Here is a 20,831-nt window from a genome sequence, read left to right as displayed (position 1 = left end):
TCCTCCTTGAGAAGCTCGTACCAGTATTAAAACAGAAACGGGAACATCTCGTACGTGGTCACTAGGTTCTCGTCGTACTTCCCCAAATCCCTCGTGAGGGTGTCCGGATAGCACAGAATTCGGCTTATTTTGATAGAAAAGTATAAATAAATAAGTTGAATTAAGTAGTCATCTTAATTCCATGGAAGGCCCAGTAACTTCACGTGATTCATGGCACCTTAAACTAATGCTTTGCTCTGATTCGGCGAAAACCTCGAAACTCAATGACTTCTCGTTGAATTTTTCTCAGTCTGGACAGTCTCTCGTGTATCTAATCTTCTCGGAGGGTTGCTATCATGGGTACTATACATCTTTAAGGTTAGCTCTTCAGAAACTCCACAAACTATCCTTTCTTATCTGAAAATAAGATTCGCTTTGGTTATCATTTGAACGCTTCAATCTACACAGGAGCTCAAAAATAGAAGACCAACCTTGAATCAATATAGAAAATAGGCATCCATTTTACACATAAGGGTTATAAGTATTCTGTAATCAAATATAGTATGCTCCTACCAAGAAAAAAGAGGACCAAGTATGATATAGAGTACGATATACTTACCGCGTGTAAAAACGGTATAAGGAAGACCGCATTAATGTATAAAGCTAATTTAAGTTATGAATTAGCAAATAAGTATATTTCTAAACTTAAAGGTCAAGGGTATATTAGCTTTGATGGAATCCTTTATCATACAACTGAAAACGGCCTGAAGCGACTTGAAGATCTAGAGAAGTTCCGGAAAGCAAGGGAAGAATTTCAGCAGCTATCTGAGAGTCTGAGGAAATCGTCTTATGAAATGCCTGAAGAAGATACTACGAAGAAGGGAGGCAAGTTTTTTGGAAGAGACAGAAAAAAAGAGGGGAGTCACAATATTCACCAGGGATAATCGTCGTATAACTGAAAATGACCTGAAGCGATTTGAAGATCTAGAGAGGTTCTTGAAAGCAAGGGAAGAGTTTAAGCAGGTATCTGAGAGGTTGAGGCAATTGTCTTACGACGTTGATAAGCGCAGAGAGGAGAAGGACCATCATAACACTGACTAGGGAGAATAATGTTTTTTCAAGATATTTCGATTATCATTTTTATTATCACAATTCTCTTCTCGCTAGTAGTGATAAAGGTCTATTGGGATTTCATAGTATATCTGCGAAGGATAAGGGAAAAATACAGGATGCTGGCTATAGCCAATTTCATTGACGAAGTAAGTAAATTCTTCACAGGCAACACTGCAGATCTCCTTGAGGAAGTTCTAGTCTTCTTTAGAATAAAAGGGGGAAAGGTGGAGGCCAGGGAAGTCGCCGATACGGTATATAATAAAATTGGCCCAGTAATAAAAGAAATTGAGACACTCCTAAATTCAGCTAAGGATACATACAAACTTGAAATTGTCGAGAGAAGGGTAAGGGATATTATGTTTTTCTTCGTTACACTTTCCAGTTTATCCATACTTTTCTCTGGATTTATAACGTTATATCCAGGTTTAATCGAGGGTGTCAGCAATACAATATTCCTTTTTTTCGAGTCTCTTCTATTCTTATTTTTTATTATAAGTTATGTCTTTATTACTAGAGAAATTTCGCAAATAAGAAGAGAGCTTAAGCAGATTAAATAGAGGCTTACGGACACTTACTACAGCAATTGGAGAACTGAAGGTACAGTCTTAGTCGTCATATCCGAGGTCATCATCCCGTGGAAAATCTGGTTGTTTTACGTTACTTTTCATTCTAACTATTCTATCATAACCCCAGGCCCATGATAAGAAGGTTTCTTAGACTGTACCATAGTGTCGTCATGTCAGAGTATTTTAATAGTGGAGCTAGGTATAAAGTCACTGTATCACAGAATGAAACTATACAACTTTGACATAGTGCCGTCAAACTTGCATAAATTTGTTTTACGGCTTCACGACTTCGCATCGAACTCCTTAAACCTTAAAATATGCCAATATGATGACACTATGAACTTTGACAAGTATAACCACGACAATGATAATACGTCTGTTTGACTAATCATTTACAATCGGGATAGAAAATGAGGATTGGATCTTCTATATAGTCAGTGGAGACTACCCGAAAATGCCCACCTTTCTAGTTTACAATAGATTGAATATTACCCACAGGAGAACCTACCTTAGACAAAACCGATTAAGCCACTGAAATGTCCTGGTTTAGACTATTATTGTAACAATGCTAAACAAATATGGCAAGGTTTTTAATGAATAGAAACCATTTTATTATGTGGGTCCACTCAGTGAGTTAGAAGGAAGGGAGTGCAAGGTAACTCGATGTTTCGCTAAGGTTAGGAGCACAATTAATTATCTCCGCTACCTCTTTAGTAATCTCATTAGTTTACAAGAAAATAGGTATAACGGCAAGGAAAAGATATTCTTACCCTCACGTTACATTAAAACTCATTTGTTAATTTTCCCCAGGTGATCAAGGTGCTTGTAAACGAGAGAATCCAGGTAGACCAATCAATTAGAAGGTTTCTAATGAAGCCTGAGTTCGTCGTCCCTCTCACATTCCACTTTCACCTGGTTAAGAATGACGGAAAGCTTACCGCCCTCTTTTATCCCAGTGAGAAACCTCAGGAGTTTTCTATCTTTGAGTTTCACCAGAAATTCCTAGTTAATCTAAACCTTTCCTTCAACGAGTATCTATACACTTTCAATAATAATAAAGGAATAATTTACAGGATCAGGTTCATTGGCACCTCCGGTTTCAGAAACTTGGATATCTCTGTTGAGGTTGAAAGGAATGGTCCCATGAAAAGGCTTCCCATAACTGAAGATCATCTACTGCAACATGTAGTGGCTAACCTTAGGCAGGTCGCGGACTAGTTTTCGCGAATTACGTTTCAAGTAGTGGATGGTTATCTTACACTCTCTGGACTTTGGAGACTGAAATGTAAGCAAATGACTACCACAGTAAATCCTTTCAATCAAACTAAGTTTCCCATGATAGCCCTCTCTTCATGAACAAAAAGATTAAACCATTGGACCTAGTTCAGTTTGTTGTGTATTTCACGCTAAAGACTAGTGTGTGGAGTATTTGAATGAATCACGTCAGGATAAGGCTTGGATGAGCCATGGTGTCTCGATAGATAAGGGCTTAGTTTTCAGAAAATCCACACACAGTTAAAGACTCCTCAAATACACAACAATGTGGGGTTAGCCAACCATTGCACCAGCTGGTTATTAGGCCGAAAGGAAAAATCTGTAACATCAAATTTAAAATAATGGTTAAACTTGTCTTCTCGGTCCTACTCCTCCTGTACTCCATTAAACATCTTCTTAAGCGACTCAGAATTATTCTTAATCACCTTGACACTCTTACCGTCACTATAGACCAAGAACTTCTTTCCAACCTTAATTCTTGGCCTATCCACAAAGATGGATTTTCCGCACTCTATCTCCTTACAGATCTCTATCTTCCCAATCATGAGCGAATCTCCTTCTGCATCATAGGGTATCCCTGTATCGTCTAGGACTCGCTTCATGGTTTCTAGGGAGTCTTCCACATCTCCTGGGATCATCTCACTGAGCTTCCTTCTCAGATATTCTTCCTCCCTCTCAAGTAAATTCAATCTATTCAAGAGTTGTAAAGTAACCGCTCCCTTAGGTGTTAGGCGTATTATCCTGTTCTCCTCTTTGACGAGATCAGCGGACTCCAATAAGGAGAGATACTTCTTCAACAGGTCAAAGCTTATTCGGGCCCCTATCATCAGATTTGTCTTTCTTATTCCATCGCGGGCCAACTCTAGCATATCCCTGACGATATCATGGGTTGTCCTTTTCTTCGCCATTAGTGATCACTTACTTCCTTACGTATTACCCAATTATAAGGATTGTGCACAAATATCCAGCGTAAAGAAGGTATTTCGATTTACCCTTTGAGCACCTCTATGGCTAGAATTTCTATGTTCGTCCAAAAGGTTTCCTAAGTTTTACCTGCGTGCAAGAGACTACTAATGATCCTGACGACTGAGCTCTTGCAATTTTGCTTACCATCTGGACAGGAGATTCAGGGAAATTATACTTTAAAATCCATAAAATATTATTCCATTTTTTATTACTGCTTACAGATCTGTTACCACTGTCGTTATTGCTCTCAAAAGTTATAGGGTGATTCAAAATCTTATGAATTTTCAGTGAAAATGAAAGGTATGAACTGTATAACGTAAAGCCAAGACTATGCCTTACTCTTAATGGAAACATTTTTCAGTATCTAGAAATTAAATGAAATCATGCTTGGTCCGTGACCGGCTAAAAAGAGGAAAGCAAACCTGTTCTAAACACGTGTAACGCCCTCACAGCATGTTGAGGTTCGCATGGTTTAAGTGAATTTCTGATATCACAAAAGTTACTCAGAACAAGCACACTACACATGAAGATCATAAGGCTTCTCCAATCTAGATAGTAAAGTTTTTCGCCATCAACTCATAGAGTAAATAATGGAAAGGCCTTCAAGCCATAAGATTTTCCTGGCAAGACTTCTTCACAGGTTATACCTTGAAGGAGAAGTGAAGAAGGACGTGATTGCTGGGAGGCCAAATAAACATCTTGACGACCTGATTAAATCATTGGCACAATTAGGTGTAATTGAGATACGGGATGAGAAGATAGTTAAGGGTAAGGCATATGAGCTAGGTAGTGAAGTTCTCTTCACTTACACTGTCCACAAGGTCTCCATGTCCGAGAAGGGGGACAGGAGCTATAGAACTAAAAAGGAGTTTGTTTCTCTAGTTCCCATCTCCACTAGGTACCACGCTATACATAGGTATCACTACACAAAATCACCCAAGGTCTTGAGATTGGGCAAGGTGAAGATTGTAAATTACATTCACGAAAGGAGAGTTACAGGCAGATGGGAGATAGTAGAGAGAAGTCAGAACGTGGAACTTCGCATAAATTTCGATCCCCCTCTTGAGCCCGGAGAGTTTGTAAGTTACGGTTACTCAACTTGGGATGGTAGGTACTATGGGACGACTGTGGAGGAACTGAGGCGAAAATACAACATAGACTTTTCATCAGAGGGAGTAGCGGTGACCAGTCCTACCCTCTACGTCAAGTTATCAGTATCCTTACCATGGAAACCGAGAAGTGTTGATGCATATACCACGATGAGGAAACCAGATAATACGCTCGTTTTTAGTAAGATTGACCAAGATCACGTGTTTAGAGGTGATCTCAACATGTTCACCCTTGAGATGAAAAATCCCGGCATGAATATGTACAGCATAAGATGGACTCCTCCACACTAGTCCGGACTTCTATGACTATTCTGGAATCACTTAAGCTTTCTAAAGGTAAGTTAGATTAATCCATAATGTGTTAAGGACCGATAATTCGAAATCATGTAGTATTAATTCCGTCTCTTCCAACATATGTAAAATCCCAACGCAAAGAGCATTGATCGGGAACCATTAGCTAACTGAAATATAGATCTATTTATTTACAAAAACTCCATACATATGTCTTTTCGTCTGATATCTAAGCCCATTGGCTCTCATTTTTCCGAAAATTCCAGGAAGACGTTTTCACAGGATGGAAACTCACCAGTTTGTGAAGTTGTAATTAAGGTAATGTGACTCTTACCAATTCTTGAATTGAAAGGAAATTTGCTACGTTAGTTAAAAGATACTCTACACACTAGGAATCCTGTAAAATAACGACACTTTCAATCAGACGCTATAAAGGGATTCATGCTTAGGTTACGTCGGAAGGCTGGCATGCAGTGGAAGACATCTTGATTAGTCCCTCCGTATTAACCACTTTCTAGTACCATGAGTCTTCACCAACTCTTGAAGAGATTTATCTCCTGCCACATCCATTTTTCTCAAATAAATCTATTAAGGATTAGTGTGTGGATTTTCTGAAAACTAAGCCTTATCCATCGTGACACCATGGCTCAGGTAAGCCTTAATCCTGATGTGATTCATTCAAATACTTCACACACTAATCAAGGATGAACATAATCAAGATGATAATAGCAGGATAGTCATCTCCCAAATCAAAAGCATTACCAACCTCTAACACTCCCACTGGCATGAGCTTCAACACTGGTCCAATCGCAGATAGAACGGTCGATATGTCAAGGAAAGTCTTGGGACTTCCCTGGCTTATTCTACGTTCATAAATGAAGAAAAGAATCGATATGATAACACCTAAGATTAGTACTAGGAAGTCATTCGATGCGTTCAATAATCCATCACCCATCTTATCGTAACCTGATACCGAACATAACAGAAATATCTCTTACTAGCTCATCCTTATCTCAGTTATCTCACTACTTTAATTTAATTTCTATTTTCCCATTTGTCCACACTGCAATCTCCCTTTTCTATTTATAAGTTTTAATCCTAACTAAGTCTGTACTGTGCGACCTTAAAAGAGGAAGTTCTCATTAGTCTAATTTAACGAAGGTGAAGTTAAGTACAATCTGTCCTTATAAAGATTTTTGTACACATGTGCAAAAGGTTTCACCGCCTGGAAATGCATAGCAGAATCTTTCATAAAAATGAAATGAGTAAGTCCCGTTACAGTAATCAAGATCAATATAACATCTGTGAAAACACAACGCATCCACCTTCATGTGTAGAACACCTGAAACATTGGACCCAAACTTACCTGAGATTACGGCATAACTAATTAATGCCGATCAATCGTATCTTATACTCGTTAACTAGATATTTCCACGCAATTGAAAATAGAATCTCAAGAACGGATCCCTAAATGTGAAATTGACCGTCTCTACCCATTATTTGATTAAGATTTTGATTTTGATGTTAATCAGGGTAAGTAAATTCTGTGAGTAAACGACAGATCAAAATCCAAGTAATGTTTTTAATCGAAAACACAGTATTATCCTCATGAATCGGGATCAAATTGCCTTGATTAATGCCTTCATGGACCTTGAACCGGTGTTCTCTGAACCTCTCATTGCCTCAGGGAAGATCCTCTGCTCCAATGGTCACATTAATGAGGCACTTCACCTTTTCAGGAGAGCCCTAGTTATAGATCCGGATTCTGAGGAGGCTCTACTTGACATGAATTTATGCCTGAATGAGAATAGGAGAGAGAACGAGCAAGTTCACACAAATGATTGGATAAAAAGATTGATGAAACTACACAGCCTAAACTCGCTAATAACATGGATATCGCAAAACTACAAAAACTCGAACTTTTCAACAGAATTCTTGAGATTACTTGATTTACAAATTGAGAAAACTAGGAATACGGACGAGTATCCCCTTCTCTTGCTTTTCAAGGGGCAATTCCTCTTAAACCAGTCATATCTACGTTTGGTGGATAGGGACTATCTTAGGGAGGCGGAAAGATATTTTGAAATGGTAATTGACCAAGGAATTAAAGAAATCTCTACTAGAGCGTGGAGAGCCATGGCCGAGATTAACTTTCTCTTGGTTAGGGAGGATTTAGCTTTAGAGTATTCGTTGAAGGCCCTTGACGAGCTATATTCGTATACCTTTCTCACACGGGCCGTCATACTCTGGAGGCTAGGGAATAAAAGCGAGGCTATTGAATACGTGAACGACGGAATAAGAATAAGGAGCAGGAATTATCAGGTTACCACAGTCGACGAGGAGGTGAGGAGTTATATAGCTGAGGCACTGGACAACCTTCAGGAATCAGGAAGGCAGGATTTTAGAACAGAGATGAGGAAATGGGAATTGAGCTCCTACTATCTCGGATACTGTCCCAAGCACAGGGAGTTAAAGCCATATTTTACAGTTCAAAAGAGGGGCGGAAGTAAATCGCTGAAAGTCACACACTACGTTCCTGGAAAGGGTGAGAGAATCGAACATAGGTGAGGGGAGGGACCTGACTTTATACCCTTGTGCCGAGTAAATTTCATCGGTATTACATCCTCATGATTGATGATCATTTTCCTCTTGACCTCTGTTCATGTGGCGTCTAATAAGCGAGGATCCAGCCATTGTTCGGTCGGGTCATGGTAGATCATAGGCTATGTCTAGATTACAGAAAATCCACTTCATGCGTCCTTTTCGATAAATCGTATACTTTTACATTGAATCTTTCAATAAGGTCAGCATACACTCCTTTAACATTACATGCTCTTTTTAAATCGCTATTGGACCGTATAACGATATAGTATAGTTTATATTTGTTCTTTCACCAAATAGTTATATATTGGTAACTAATCAGTAAAAATCAAACAAACACTTGCCGATTGGGAAGGTTGTATGCCGAGCCTGGAAGTCTTTCCCGTAAACTGCTGATCGCGTGGTAAAATAGTTTTACTAGAAGTGCGGGAAAAATAAAATTTATTTAGTAGCAGATGACTCCAAGTTGAGGAAAAGGAGTCTAAGGCAATTTAGTCGTAATTTCGTCCTGATTATTACTGGATTTTTCATGAGCTCTATCCAATAAAAACTTTTATAGGTTTACCATGAAGAGTTTTGACACTTTTCTAGAGTTTATCCAGCCTCTAGATTAATTACTAGTACTCACAAAATATTTCTGGCCTTAATGCATAAGTAGTCTCCCCTATCATATCCTGGAGTGGGCCTCTCCATCTCACTGTTGGAGTATTTGGGATGCCTCGTCAAGGTTTGCATTATCCCAATTTCTTCGAATCCTGCATTTCTTAACAATGACCTTACCTCGTCCACTGTTTGCCATTTGGCCTCCTTAACGAACTCCAGAGGATAGGGAAATTGGGGTGAGACGCCTTCAAGTTTCTCCCAACCCAGGATTGAGGCGAGTCTGTAAAGCAATCCATACGAACCTTCACCCGTCACCCAGCACAGTATGAGGTGGCCATTCTCTCGCAGGACTCTTTTGGCCTCGAGCAAAGCCCTCAATGGATCCTTAAGATAATGAATTACTCCATTCATGAGCACAGTATCATACTTTTCCTGAACGGGTAGTTCCTCGGCGTAACCCTTCCTCACGTTGAGTCCCCTGGCCTCAGCAATTCTCCCCATCTCCGAGGGCTCCACGCAGTCATTGATCACTATTCCCCTCTCTCTCAGTAGGGTCTCGAAGAGTCCACTGCCGCAACCCACGCTGAGCACTCTCCCCTCTCCCCTGAGCATTTCCTCCACGAGCAAAAGCTCTGACATTAACACGTTCCTGTTCTTGGTAAACCAGGAATCGTATTCCTCAGCGAACTTGTCGAAACTTGACATGATATAAATTGGGTAATAACCAGGTTATAACCATTGTGTCATATTATTGGGACGGAAACTCAGATGGGGTAGTACGTACCCAACCAAGACGCTGATACGGTGTGGATGTCCTGCGTTAACGAGGTGAGGGCGAGATGGCTAACTTGTGAGGACAAGCTAATCCTTATATAATTAAATAATTACATGATTACATGTGGGTCACACTACCATATCGGTTAGGGAGGACACAAAGAGGAAGCTGGAGCTCATAAAAAGGAAGCTGGAGATTAGCGAGGGAAGGACCCTGAACTGGGACGATTTCTTCAGGGAATTGCTCAGGGGCATGGACTCAGAGAAGGAATCCATTGCACTGAACGATGACGAGGCCAGGATCCTTCTAGAACTCACCAGAGAGGGAAGGAAGTCGTGGAGAGCGAGAAATGTTTGGACACGAACGCATTAATCCTTGTTTACAATAAGGGCCTCAAGGACAGGTTCGCAGGTAGTAACACCACTTGTATATCACTTTTTGAATTTTTGAGAGGTATTTCGTTTCTGGGAAAAGACGTTGAAGGGTTTAAGAGGGACGTAGAGGAGAACTTTCAGATCCTGTGTCTGGACAACGAATCCATCCTTATTGCCTCAAGGATTTACGCTGAGCTCCGCAAGGAGGGATACCTGATTGACGATCCTGACCTGATCATAGGTAGCATCTGCATATCCCGGGGCAACACCCTCGTTACAAACAACGTCCGTCACTTTTCCAGATTGAGGAAATATGGACTGAAAATTGTTAAAGCGAGCGAGATACTATCCTGACGCTCACTTCGCCTCAGCAACCACCTCCTTCATGGGTTTGGCCTGGAACCTGTAGTTCTTCACCGTCATGGCTATCAGCAGGTTGAGGATCGCCATACCTATTCCCACGGTGAAGATCAGGTTGAAGGCCGTGGAATTCGGCAGAATCTCCACCATGTAGGTACCGTCGAAGGGCAGAACGAATGCCCCCTGGTAGCTGGACATTATTGAGGTGGTGATCACGGGACCCACCGCGCTCCCTATATTCCTGATGAGAGTGTTCATACCTATCCCCACACCCCTGTCCTCCGGGGGAAGGGAGACAGAGATCATGTTAACAATGGGTATCATGAGGCACAGGAGGCCCACCATGCCCACCACGGTGTCCAGTGTAACGTCCAGGGGAGTTGCCCTGTTCACTATGAGGAGATAGAATCCCAGCATCATCACCAGGGAACCCGAGGCTATGATGGGCTTGGGACCAACCCTGTTTATCATTCTTCCAAGGAGGGGCCCAACCACGAACATGACCAGTGTTGAGGGGGCCAGTGTGAGACCGGCGGAGATTATATCCAGATCCAGCCCGAAGGGATGGGGCAACTGAGTGTAGTAGATGATCCCGTAAAACAGGGCCAGGATCATGATACCTGAGATCAATCCCGCAACGTTTGCAACCATCACGTTCCTTATCTTAAGGAGTCTCAGCTCGATGACAGGGTTCTTGACTCTCTGCTCATACCATCCAAAGAAACCCAGGAAGGCAATACCTGGAACCAGGAGGGAGAGCGATTGAATTGAGAACCAGCCCCAGCTGGACTCCTGCGTCAAGTAGATGAGAATGAGCGTGACCCCGGCAGTCAGGGTTCCGAACCCCACGTAGTCTATCACCGCCTTCTTCCTAACCCCTGTCTCTGGCACCAGTTTGATCGCGGCGAAGAGCAGGATCAAGGAGATTATGAAGGCTATGTGGAACGCGTACTGCCAGCCAAGGTCCTGGTCAATGAAAGCTCCTACCACGAGGCCCAGCGCGGTCCCAATCCCCATGGTACCGCTTATTATCCCCTGTGCGGTCGCTATCATTTCAGGTGGAAGGATGTCTGTAATGATTGCCAAACTCAGGGGGAACATGGCGAAGCCAAGTCCCTGAATCGCCCTGGCCGCAATAAGGAAATAGATGTTGGGGGAGAATCCTGCCATGACCACGGCGAAGGTGTAGAATACCATGGATAGGAGATACACTCTTCTTTTTCCGTAAAGGTCTCCAAGTTTACCAAATACAGGGGACACCACTGCCCCCACGATTGTGAACGCTGAGGTAACCCATGCCACCAGGGTCTCTGTTGTGCCAAAGTCCTGCTGAATCTTGGGGACAGCCGGAACTACCATGGTCTCAACGTAGTTAATTAGGAGGGAAACTGAAATCAGGATAATGAGAGTCTCCTGTGCTTTCTTATCCATAGGATTTGCCAGATGCTCACGTATTAATAGTTTTCGATATATCTTTTTGACAGGATGAGGGCGCGACAATGGAGAAAGTAATTGTAAATTATGCTGAATGGAAAGTACGTAAACTAGCTACCTGAAACAGGACTTTAAATGATCTGTTTCATCCTCTCTTCCTCTACTGAAAATTATAGGAACAAGGTAAAATTCCATTTATTGGTTCGATCCTCGTACTACAATTTATCATTGAGATATTTACATTTTCAACTCATGTAAAATCGCTTTACCAACCTCCATATCGTTCGCTGTCCAAAATGGAAAATGGACTAGTAGATTACCCTCGATCTTCATTCGGCTTGTTAACAGGAATAAATCAATCACTCGCCAACAATTCTTATAACCTAGTTTATAACCACTTTATATATGACACAAATTCTCCAAGCCAGAAGCGGTAATATCACGGAGGAAATGAGAAAGGTTTCGGAGATTGAGGGAATATCCCCTGAAAAGATAAGGGATAGGGTTGCCTCAGGGAGGATAGTAATTCTCAAAAATGCGATAAGGAATCTGAAAAGGTACACCGCCCTAGGAGAGGGACTTTCTACCAAGGTAAACGTGAACATTGGGGCGTCCACAGATCACTATAACGTGGAGGAGGAGCTTAGGAAGGTGGAAATAGCAAATAGGTATGGAGCTGACTCCATCATGGATCTCACGGACGGCGGTGACATAGACTCCCTGAGAAGGATGGTGATAGAGCGTGCTGAGATGCCCGTGGGAACGGTACCGATTTACCAGGTTTATTACGAAATGGTAACAAAGAGAAAGTATGTGATTGATTTCACACCCGACGATCTGTTCAGAGTTATCAGGAGGCAACTAAGTGACGGCGTTGACTTCATCACGGTTCACACGGGAGTTACTTTAGACCTATCCAAGAAGCTGATGGAGAGGAAAAGAGTGGCGGGAGTTGTAAGTAGAGGTGGAACCATAATGGCTGCATGGTCCCTTCACAATCAGCAAGAGAACCCGCTTTACTCGGAATTTGACTACCTCCTGGAAATTGCAAGGGAATATGACGTCACCTTGAGCCTCGGAGATGCCCTCAGACCCGGTGGGATCGCAGACGCTCATGACGAATTTCAGGTTGCGGAACTTGTGAACAATGCCAGGTTGGCCAGAAGGGCAAAAGAGAAGGGAGTTCAAGTAATGATCGAGGGGCCAGGACATATGCCCCTGGATCAGATAGAGATGGATATTAGACTTGAGAAGGAACTTTCTGGAGGAGTTCCCTATTATGTACTGGGGATACTACCCACTGATGTGGCAGCTGGTTACGATCATATAGCTGGAGCCATAGGAGGGGCTATAGCTTCGGCCCACGGTGCAGACATGCTGTGTTACCTGACCCCGGCTGAACACCTTTCCTTACCCACCCCCGAACAGGTAAAGGAGGGACTCATAGCGTTTAAGATAGCTGCCCATGTAGGGGACATAGTGAAGCTTGGGGAGAGGGCTAGGGAGAGAGACAGGGAGATGAGTCTAGCCAGGTCATCTCTCAACTGGTTAAAAATGTTCTCCCTCACCTTTGACCAGGAGAGGGCAAAGCAGATATATACGCAGTACAAGGAAAGACCCCTGGGTTCCTGCACCATGTGTGGAGACCTCTGCGTTTACCTGGTTTTACCAAGAGTAACGGAGAAGTTGGAAAAAGGGAAATCGTTATAGCGCCGTTTGTTTCAAGACCTTTCCAACTAAATCTTCAGCATTATCCTTCCATCCCTGCCCTCCAAATTAAGTGCCCTGAGGGCCTCGGCTGCCTCCTCTAGAGGGTATTCCCTGTACACCTTTACCTTGCAATCTGAACACAACTCCACCAGTTCGTGGAGCTCTGCCCTGGTTCCACCTGTAGTTCCCATGATCTCAGCGTGTGCTGAATAGATTCCTGACAGGTTCACCTTGACCTCTGCTCCAGTCAAGGTGCCAAAGAGGACCAGTTTACCCTTTGCCCCCAGCACACTTATTGACGAGTCCCAGGCTGAGGCCCCAAGGGAGTTAATTACCACGTCGGCCATCCTTCCCTTCGTCGCCCTCTCCACCACTCCCCTCACGTTGGAGTAATCTGCAATCTCGTCAGCTCCGAAATCCTTAAGCCAAGATTTTCTGGATACCGCGACCACCTTTGCACCCATTTTCTTGGCCAGCTGAACCGCGAACATGCCTGTGTTCCCAGAGGCACCGAACACCACAACAACCTTACCAACTCTAACGCCTGCCTCCATTAACGCATGGTAGGGGGTGAGTGCTGCAACTGGCAAGCTCGCTGCCAGGGACGAATTCAGTTCCACTTTCACCACGTTTTTCTCCGGTACCAGCATCTTCTCAGCCCAGCCTCCCTGAGTCACCACGCTCACTATACCGCCGTTCCTGCACAGCATCTCATTGCCATGGAGACACATGTCACAATTACCGTCGAATACCCTGTTATAGACCACCACCCTATCCCCGGGCTTCACGCTTTTCACGTGATCCCCCACCCTCTCCACTTCTCCGTAAATCTCCGCCCCTGGGATGTGTGGCATGGGCCTCACAGGTATTCCCACCACCACGAAGTAGTCTATGGGGTTTACCCCGGATTCCATTACCCTTATTACAACATCATGTGATCCCGGTTCGGGATCCTTAACCTCACCTACCTTCAGGTTCTCCAATCCAGATTTCTCAAATAGAATAGCTTTCATAAGTAAAGTATTAGCTCGCTGAATAGTTAAAACTTTCCTTGCTATATTTGTTAATAACGCCATTTTCCCAATCCAGTTATGAAGGGAAAGTGGCATAGCTCGGTTTATTGTGTATTTCACGTCAAAGGCTCCTTGAATACATAACAATTTAGTAGTCCGGGAAAGGTAACAGGTTCAATTTAACACGACCCTAAAAACCGTGATACATACACTAACACATGAAAATGACAATACTCGTGGGGATAGTTCTGATAGTCTCCATCTCCGTAATCACGGCATTGCTCTTGACGCATCTACCCAACCGGGTTCCAGTTCCCTCGAACTCCACCCTCAACCTCAACGTGACCACTCTCGTTCCGGGAATTTACGCTCACAGTGGAGATGTCTGCCTTGTGTATTTTAGACCCTTTCAGACCGTGATAATAGAGGGTCAGAGTTATACCCCGGAGAATCAGGGACCTCCCAACGGGGTGTTCAAACTTCAGAATGAGACTCCCCTGGTTCTCAGGGGAAACATCACCATAGAGGTGGTTATAGACAACGTACCGCAGAACGTCACTCTCCCTGTCTTCCTCGAGCCTGTGGGGGTGCAACCTCACGGCATATTAACACTGAACACAAATAAATCATGATTTATCTGGATTTTACAATTAGGATAACCCAAAAGAAAGTTTATATAATTTGAAACGAACTATGATTCATGAGAAGTCTTCTGGGATTCTGGTTAACCACAGGGTTTCTGCTGATTGTGTCCGTGATAGGGAGGAGTGCCACGCTCGGTTCAGAGGCCCTTCATTCCATACTGGATGCCCTTGTGGTCACCCTCACGTGGAGGGCATCCAAGATTCTGAATAGAAGGGACGGCAACTACACCTACGGAATGCATAGATTGGAGGTCCTATACTCTCTCCTGAACGTGATCACGGTTGTAGTTGGAGTGGTGATCGGTCTCGCGTTCTCAGTGACCCTTCTGGTTCTGGGTATTCGTGATGATCCCAGGATCGTTATCTTTGCATCCCTCATTGCTCTGGGATTCTCCCTCCTTTCCTCTACTGAGGGAGGGGACGAGATGAGGAAAGGGATTAAATTGCACGCCTTACTTGACTCGATTACGTTCGCTATGGGTGCGCTGGTGGGTTTGATTGTTCTGATGACCGGTGTTCCCATATTGGATCCGCTGGGGTCCATGGCCATTCTGGGAGTTGTGGCATTAACCAGTCTCGGAAACGTGAAGGAGGGAATCTACACACTCATGGAGAGGTCGCCGGTGGACGTGAGCGAAGTGGAGAATACCCTGAGAACCGTTTACGGAACAGTTCACCACGTCCACGTATGGAACATATGCCCGCACATGAGGGTTGCCACGTTACACGTGAAGGAAAGCCCCGTGTTAACTCTCAATCAGATTGACGAGAAAAGGAGAGAGGTTGAGAAAATCCTGAAGGAGAAGTTTGAGATAACTCACGTGACTATCCAGTTTGAGTCCAAGGATGAGGTTGAGCAGGATACTAGGTTTACCCCCGAGAGCTAGGTGAGCTAGTGCGAAATTAATGCGAAATTAATGTAACTTTACTGAGCTCGCCTTTTGTACGATCTAGTCCATGAGGAAGTATCTTGTAGAAAATCTGTTAGAGTATCACGTAGACCCTCAATGCGGAACCGTCCCCAAGGGTCAAATCCACGAAGTAGCTACCCTTGGTTAACTGAAGAGGACCAAAGTTCACCTCAATCACGTTCTGACCAGGACTCAAAATTGAGGGATAAATGGATTGCGCCCTAACCTGCTGATTGAATAATCCCAGCACGGCTGAAGTTATTGCCACGCTCTTAGGGGAATAGAGGGTGAACCTTGCCAGCCCGCTTGCCGAAAGAGATCCAAAGCCCACTTGATAAACTTGTTGAGGAGGTTGTTGAACCTGTTGAGGAATTTGAAAACCGGATCTCACCTTGTTAATCGCGTTGGAAAATCCAAAGTAGAGAAGAATGTATCCCACGAAATCCAAGAAGGGGATAATTTGGAGGATTGAACCTAGCTTAATGAGACCCTCCCCATATCTATTTCCAAGGCTATACTCACTTATAATTACCAGGATGAGCCCTGCGAAGCCTACTAGGGCAAAGACCAAGAGAACCAGGGCTAGCACTGCGAATAACACCAGGGTAGGAGATGGTATAGAGGATGCGGGTGGAGCGGACAATAGAAAGGGCAATTCCACAAACTCGAAAAATAGAATTAACGGAACCCCTATTAGAAGACCAATTATGGCAAACACGATCAAGATGGTGGCCCCTGTCATCCCATTCTTGGTGGGTATATTGATGGTGGATAGCCCCTTGAATCCCTGCCTGGCATAATAGAAAATCAAAAGTTGAATGGCCCCCGCCACCAGCTCGATTACTATGTCGGGTATTAACTGGAACCTAAGCATTCCAGGTGATGGGTGAACCTCACCCCTGTATGCCAGAGTTATGGGAAGGAACACTAAGTAATAGGTCACGGAATATACCACAACCATGACTGAACCAAGTATCCCGAGAAACGACGATGTCTTTAGCTTTGAAAGCGAGTCTATCTCAACCTGACTGAAACTCACAGTTAACTCTTTAGTTGAGATAATTTAAAATTTTTCATAGACTGTCATTAATTAGAGAACAGACGAAAACTGAGAGGGGTAGTGTAAACATGTGTGCATGCGGTTAGTTTGGTTGGACTGATCCTTTTATACGGGCATTCTAGTTAATCCTGTGGATTCCAAGTTAATAATAAGGTTACTTGAGGAGAGACCGAGGTATAGAGGAAACAGGATCACGGAACAGGATCTGAGGAGACTGGCCAGCTTCGCAGAGGAAAATATAAGACTAATGAAAGAGCTGGGATGCTTCAGCCTTGATGGGGAGTTACATTGGAAGACCAACTGTATAGGAGGATATTACTGAGCGTGGAGGAGCTTAGGGGAAGCGAGACAGATAGGTTCCTGAAATTCCTTGCAATAATCAACTCGTTCCTCGAGGAAAGAGGGGAGGGAAGGCTCATCATTGTGGGTGGATTTGCCGCCGAGATCTACTCAGGGAGGAGTTACAGGACGGGAGACGTGGACATTATAGTGGAGGGAAACGTGGAGATGGTTAGGAGAGTTTTATCGAGGATATCCGATATGGGACTCAGAGTAATGCTTCCTAGAATCAGGGAGATCTCGGAGAAGGGAATAGATATAGTCTCCACGGTTTATGACAGGATGAAGGAACCGCTCAAACTTGTTGTGGATAACTCCTACTGGGTATATATAGCTCCTCCTGAGGAGGTAATACTCACGTATCTTGAGGGATGGAAGTTCTGGAAAAGCGAGGAAGACAAGATGAAGGCTGTGCTGGTATACTGCGCGCAGAGAAGTTCCCTGGATCAGGGATATCTTTGGGACGAATCCCGGAGAAGGAACGTTGAGGACTACCTGGAAAAGATCAAGGAGTACTGCTGAGATTCATCGATTCTCCAGGACCTTCTTTACAGGGATAGCTCCCTTGTTAATCAAATCCCTATCTTCACTGATTAAGGTTGATCCGGACTTTCGGCTCAGGTAAAGGTAAACCGCGTCATAGTAAGTCAGCCCCTCCTCTCTGGCTATTTTAAGCACTTCTTGATTTAATCCCACGCTCTCCAGCGACAGGAACTTGAGCACCTGCCTGAATGGTTCCACTAGTTCCCCGTTATCGCTCTTCCAGAGAAAATTGCCTATCTCGTAAAGAACGAGGTCTGCACTACTACACTCCTCAAGAAATGATATGGCCTCCTCCCCCAAGGACAGTATTGCCTCTATTATGGAGCTGGCATCAATCACGTACCTTGCCATCCCTATTCCTGCTCTCCCTGATTATTCGGGTCACGTCCTCTTCCCTTACCTTCAGCCTCCGGGCTATGAGACTGGCACTTCTCCTGGCCTCCTCTCTCTCCCTTTCCTTAACCTCATTTTCCAGCGCCTTCCTCAGTACCTCAGACACGTTAATTCCATATTCTTTCGCCCTCTCCAGCAGTTCTTTCCTCACCTTGGTTGAAACTGTCACCCAGCTCATAACATAACATTGAAGTATGTAGTAAAAAATATTCTTACCCCTAATTCCTACCTGTACATAGCGCGTTGTTTGGTCCACGTTGAACGCATGGAAAGGGTAGAAGATTTAGTCTCCCAGTTTACACATCACCTAGTGACCATTAAAGAAGAGCTCAACAGGATATTATGGACCAGACATGATCTGGAGAACTTCTCTGTCATAATCGCGGATAGATTCAAGGGAGTTGATGAAATCTCCTTCTCAAGAATTAAAGGGATTGATAACACCTACATGTACCTTGACGACGAAACAGTGATTCCGCTCCACAGGGTTATGGAAATAAGAATGAAGGGCAATACCATCTGGAGTAGAGCGACTAGGAAAGGATCTTAAAATCTGGTCTTAGACTAGTTTCTTGAAAGAAGAAAGGACCGAAGAAATACAGCTCTCGCCCAAGTTCTCTATTTCGTCGTGTCCTTAACCAAATCCACATGATCTTTAGAAAACTTCACAGAAGTGGACTTTGTTCCGTTACCCTTGTTAAAATAGAAAAGAAGTTCTTCACCACGACCTCAGGCATAGTCTTCATCAATAAGTACTTCACTACAGATGGTCCAGCCTCAACTACATCTTTTTCCCCATCCCCACAGATTAATGTGAACTCCCTCTGCGCTCTTTATTTCAGATAGTCTCTGACTTAAAATATTTGTCTAAAGCTTTAATAAATATATACTTCGTTCCACAAAGATAAACCCCACAGAGTTTTTAGGCATAAAATATTTATAGTATTAGGGTAACCCTAATTCATGGCCAGCATTTTTACACTGAGAGATCTCGTGAACGACGATCTGAGTTGCAAGAAAGTCCCATCTAGATTTTTCTGCGTCAAGAAAGGGTCTAAAACTATCATTGGCAGGGAGAGTGAGGGAATAATGATATCTAAGGTGGAAAAAGACGTTCTCGTAATAAAGTACATTGATGGGGACCTTGAAACCTATCAGATATTGCGGTACGACGATGATTTACCCATGATAGCTGATGGCCAGCTCAGCCCATCAATTAAGGGGTATCACGGAGCGCTAAGGGAAGTCCTTGAATGTCTCGATAAGGGGAAAATAGAGGAAGCTAGAAACATAACCGTGAAATTGCTTACCAACATTCTAGATGGTAAATTAGTAACTAGGCAATGATAGTGTGGGGCATATCTACTTTCATGGGCCTTATTTTAAGGACATGATGTGTTTGGAATCATCGGAAAAATCTTCCTTGGCGATTCTCGTTGAGGATCTTTTAGCAATGTGTATAGTCTCCACTAATCGCGTGTATGGTAGGACCAACGAAATTACAAAGATAGATCCACAGAAATTAGTTCCTAAAAACTAGTCGTACCTCTATTCGCGATGACTTCCATAGTTCAGAGAACTGAACATTTGTTAGATGCACATGACACCAGCGATAGAGTATGCAGTTCTCTATTTGGACGCGAAGAGACTATTTTACAAATTGGAAAAGGTTATAGAACCCGGCCATAAAAATGTACTTGATCAGACTTGAACTCCTCAATTCCCTAAGGTTTTTGCCCCTAGTCTCTACGGCCTTCTTAAGGACGTAATCCACGACGAAGGAAAAGGGCAATTTCACTATGACCCGATCGTGTTTCCAGGCCTCATAAAGAACTTTGTAGTAATTTTCCGTCTGGGGTAACGGAATAACCACAGCCTTATATTGAAGGAACTCCCGTGTCCTCTCCTCCTCCACGTACACCATCGGGTAGATGTAATTCCTGTTCAAGAGCTTAAGAACTTCAGAATCAAGGGAGTAGAGGCAGGATCCCTGCACGCTGTTCAGAACGGGAGATATCCAGTGGTTCTCGTTCAGATTTAGCGCAGTCCTTATCTTTTCCAGGTCGAAGTTCATGGCTGTAACGGAGCCTATGTTGGAGAAGGTGACTTCCCCAAATTTCCTTGCCTTGATCAGTAGGTCCGTAACCTCGCTCTCATCCCCGTAACTGAGTATGTCGCTGGTTATCAGGTTCACGCGTCCATGAGCGGAAGACTGAATCCTCATCTCCTCCAGAATCACGTTCTCAGGGATCCTTCTACTCCCTCTGTTAACTTCCACCTCTGCGAGACCTGAGGGAGCCCTGATGGCTACAAAATGCTCCGCTCTCCTACCGTGTATCACCCCCTTACCCTTTACTGCCTCCTCAAGACTTTCTTCGGCCTCCCCTATGAGGAGGGAATCAATCCAGTCCCTGTCCTGCAATTGCCACGCCCCCGGTCCACCCACCACTACCTTCAGGGAGTTTCTATCCCTCAACTCCCTTATCCTGGACTCGAACTTCTTGAAGGACTTAACGTAGGGAGGATCTCCCTGCACGATCCTAGATATGGCCTGACCTATTTCTGACCGACCCAGGGGATCGTTCACATAAATTCCCAGGATTTCCTCTCGATACCTATCAAGGTGCTCGGGCTGGACAATCTTGCCTCCCGAGATTGCCTCCACTTTCCTCAACCCGTAGGGAGGATACTTGCTCCTTCTCCACCAGGATCTGAAGGTAGAGGGATCCGCTGAAAGAATCATGCGGGTACAAACTTGGATAGGTGGTAAAT

Annotated in this window: 23 protein-coding genes; 14 read left to right on the top strand and 9 right to left on the bottom strand. The window is 43.9% G+C overall.

Translation table 11 applies throughout. The annotated features are described in order from the left end of the window. Positions 1-542 precede the first annotated feature (542 nt). The 3 genes from L3N51_RS09590 (at position 543) to L3N51_RS09580 (ending at position 2,876) form a co-directional block, all read left to right on the top strand. Complete coding sequence (locus L3N51_RS09590) at positions 543-923, top strand: winged helix-turn-helix domain-containing protein (RefSeq protein ID WP_238026932.1); 381 nt, start codon at positions 543-545, stop codon at positions 921-923. Positions 924-1,148: 225 nt separating this feature from the next. Then, positions 1,149-1,649 (top strand): hypothetical protein, encoded by a 501-nt coding sequence (locus tag L3N51_RS09585; protein ID WP_238026931.1) that lies wholly within the window; start codon positions 1,149-1,151, stop codon positions 1,647-1,649. 828 nt (positions 1,650-2,477) lie between these two features. Then, positions 2,478-2,876, top strand: coding sequence for a hypothetical protein (locus L3N51_RS09580; protein WP_238026930.1), 399 nt, complete (start codon positions 2,478-2,480; stop codon positions 2,874-2,876). Between the two features lie 422 nt (positions 2,877-3,298). Here L3N51_RS09580 and L3N51_RS09575 read toward each other — a convergent pair whose 3' ends face one another. Next, the gene (locus L3N51_RS09575; RefSeq protein WP_238026929.1) at positions 3,299-3,841 is read right to left on the bottom strand and encodes a winged helix-turn-helix domain-containing protein; all 543 of its coding nucleotides are present in this window, start codon (positions 3,839-3,841) and stop codon (positions 3,299-3,301) included. A gap of 648 nt (positions 3,842-4,489) precedes the next feature. On the opposite strand from L3N51_RS09575, the gene L3N51_RS09570 reads away from it, so the two are divergent. After that, positions 4,490-5,299 (top strand): hypothetical protein, encoded by an 810-nt coding sequence (locus L3N51_RS09570; protein WP_238026928.1) that lies wholly within the window; start codon positions 4,490-4,492, stop codon positions 5,297-5,299. A gap of 694 nt (positions 5,300-5,993) precedes the next feature. On the opposite strand, the gene L3N51_RS09565 is transcribed toward L3N51_RS09570, so the two are convergent. Then, positions 5,994-6,254 carry a hypothetical protein gene (locus L3N51_RS09565; RefSeq protein WP_238026927.1) on the bottom strand — a complete coding sequence of 87 codons (261 nt, stop codon included), beginning with the start codon at positions 6,252-6,254 and terminating at the stop codon, positions 5,994-5,996. 653 nt (positions 6,255-6,907) lie between these two features. Here L3N51_RS09565 and L3N51_RS09560 point away from each other — a divergent pair. Then, positions 6,908-7,867, top strand: coding sequence for a tetratricopeptide repeat protein (locus L3N51_RS09560; RefSeq protein WP_238026926.1), 960 nt, complete (start codon positions 6,908-6,910; stop codon positions 7,865-7,867). Between the two features lie 657 nt (positions 7,868-8,524). Here L3N51_RS09560 and L3N51_RS09555 read toward each other — a convergent pair. After that, positions 8,525-9,208: a class I SAM-dependent DNA methyltransferase gene (locus L3N51_RS09555; RefSeq protein WP_238026925.1), complete on the bottom strand. Its 684-nt coding sequence runs from the start codon at positions 9,206-9,208 to the stop codon at positions 8,525-8,527. Between the two features lie 193 nt (positions 9,209-9,401). On the opposite strand from L3N51_RS09555, the gene L3N51_RS09550 reads away from it, so the two are divergent. Next, entirely contained in the window at positions 9,402-9,650 is a 249-nt protein-coding gene (locus L3N51_RS09550; protein ID WP_238026924.1) for a VapB-type antitoxin, read from the top strand. Further along, complete coding sequence (locus tag L3N51_RS09545; protein ID WP_238026923.1) at positions 9,632-10,006, top strand: type II toxin-antitoxin system VapC family toxin; 375 nt, start codon at positions 9,632-9,634, stop codon at positions 10,004-10,006. The genes L3N51_RS09550 and L3N51_RS09545 overlap by 19 nt, the downstream gene beginning before the upstream one ends. A gap of 3 nt (positions 10,007-10,009) precedes the next feature. Here L3N51_RS09545 and L3N51_RS09540 read toward each other — a convergent pair whose 3' ends face one another. Continuing rightward, positions 10,010-11,443 carry an MFS transporter gene (locus L3N51_RS09540; RefSeq protein ID WP_238026922.1) on the bottom strand — a complete coding sequence of 478 codons (1,434 nt, stop codon included), beginning with the start codon at positions 11,441-11,443 and terminating at the stop codon, positions 10,010-10,012. 408 nt (positions 11,444-11,851) lie between these two features. Between L3N51_RS09540 and thiC the strand changes: the two genes are divergently transcribed. Continuing rightward, positions 11,852-13,156, top strand: a complete 1,305-nt coding sequence (gene thiC / locus L3N51_RS09535) for a phosphomethylpyrimidine synthase ThiC (protein WP_238026921.1) — start codon at positions 11,852-11,854, stop codon at positions 13,154-13,156. 26 nt (positions 13,157-13,182) lie between these two features. Here the strand turns inward: thiC and L3N51_RS09530 are convergent, their stop codons facing one another. Beyond that, positions 13,183-14,169 carry an alcohol dehydrogenase catalytic domain-containing protein gene (locus L3N51_RS09530; protein WP_238026920.1) on the bottom strand — a complete coding sequence of 329 codons (987 nt, stop codon included), beginning with the start codon at positions 14,167-14,169 and terminating at the stop codon, positions 13,183-13,185. Positions 14,170-14,387: 218 nt separating this feature from the next. Between L3N51_RS09530 and L3N51_RS09525 the strand changes: the two genes are divergently transcribed. Both L3N51_RS09525 and L3N51_RS09520 read left to right on the top strand, forming a co-directional pair. Further along, on the top strand, positions 14,388-14,801 hold the full coding sequence (locus tag L3N51_RS09525; RefSeq protein ID WP_238026919.1) for a hypothetical protein: 414 nt from the start codon (positions 14,388-14,390) through the stop codon (positions 14,799-14,801). A gap of 68 nt (positions 14,802-14,869) precedes the next feature. Then, positions 14,870-15,700, top strand: a complete 831-nt coding sequence (locus tag L3N51_RS09520) for a cation diffusion facilitator family transporter (protein WP_238026918.1) — start codon at positions 14,870-14,872, stop codon at positions 15,698-15,700. 97 nt (positions 15,701-15,797) lie between these two features. Here L3N51_RS09520 and L3N51_RS09515 read toward each other — a convergent pair whose 3' ends face one another. Further along, positions 15,798-16,763, bottom strand: a complete 966-nt coding sequence (locus L3N51_RS09515; RefSeq protein WP_238026917.1) for a DUF973 family protein — start codon at positions 16,761-16,763, stop codon at positions 15,798-15,800. A 151-nt stretch (positions 16,764-16,914) separates the two neighbouring features. Between L3N51_RS09515 and L3N51_RS09510 the strand changes: the two genes are divergently transcribed. Together L3N51_RS09510 and L3N51_RS09505 are read left to right on the top strand one after the other, a co-directional pair. Beyond that, positions 16,915-17,106: a hypothetical protein gene (locus tag L3N51_RS09510; RefSeq protein WP_238026916.1), complete on the top strand. Its 192-nt coding sequence runs from the start codon at positions 16,915-16,917 to the stop codon at positions 17,104-17,106. Continuing rightward, a complete protein-coding gene (locus tag L3N51_RS09505; RefSeq protein WP_238026915.1) occupies positions 17,073-17,645 on the top strand; it encodes a hypothetical protein in 573 nt (190 codons plus the stop codon). Before L3N51_RS09510 ends, L3N51_RS09505 begins: the two co-directional genes overlap by 34 nt. Before the next feature lie 3 nt (positions 17,646-17,648). Here the strand turns inward: L3N51_RS09505 and L3N51_RS09500 are convergent, their stop codons facing one another. Together L3N51_RS09500 and L3N51_RS09495 are read right to left on the bottom strand one after the other, a co-directional pair. After that, positions 17,649-18,017, bottom strand: coding sequence for a type II toxin-antitoxin system VapC family toxin (locus L3N51_RS09500; RefSeq protein ID WP_238026914.1), 369 nt, complete (start codon positions 18,015-18,017; stop codon positions 17,649-17,651). Continuing rightward, complete coding sequence (locus L3N51_RS09495; protein WP_238026913.1) at positions 17,998-18,237, bottom strand: nucleoporin Nup84/Nup107 family protein; 240 nt, start codon at positions 18,235-18,237, stop codon at positions 17,998-18,000. The genes L3N51_RS09500 and L3N51_RS09495 overlap by 20 nt, the downstream gene beginning before the upstream one ends. A gap of 87 nt (positions 18,238-18,324) precedes the next feature. Between L3N51_RS09495 and L3N51_RS09490 the strand changes: the two genes are divergently transcribed. Together L3N51_RS09490 and L3N51_RS09485 are read left to right on the top strand one after the other, a co-directional pair. Then, positions 18,325-18,609: a DUF504 domain-containing protein gene (locus L3N51_RS09490; RefSeq protein WP_238026912.1), complete on the top strand. Its 285-nt coding sequence runs from the start codon at positions 18,325-18,327 to the stop codon at positions 18,607-18,609. Positions 18,610-19,022: 413 nt separating this feature from the next. Continuing rightward, the gene (locus tag L3N51_RS09485; protein ID WP_238026911.1) at positions 19,023-19,406 is read left to right on the top strand and encodes a hypothetical protein; all 384 of its coding nucleotides are present in this window, start codon (positions 19,023-19,025) and stop codon (positions 19,404-19,406) included. Positions 19,407-19,707: 301 nt separating this feature from the next. Here L3N51_RS09485 and L3N51_RS09480 read toward each other — a convergent pair whose 3' ends face one another. Beyond that, complete coding sequence (locus tag L3N51_RS09480; protein WP_238026910.1) at positions 19,708-20,802, bottom strand: hypothetical protein; 1,095 nt, start codon at positions 20,800-20,802, stop codon at positions 19,708-19,710. Between the last annotated feature and the right edge of the window lie 29 nt (positions 20,803-20,831).

The organism is Metallosphaera javensis (ex Hofmann et al. 2022) (genome assembly GCF_022064045.1).
In the GTDB taxonomy this organism is placed as follows: Archaea; Thermoproteota; Thermoprotei_A; order Sulfolobales; family Sulfolobaceae; genus Metallosphaera; species Metallosphaera javensis.
This window is presented reverse-complemented; position numbering and strand designations above follow the sequence as displayed.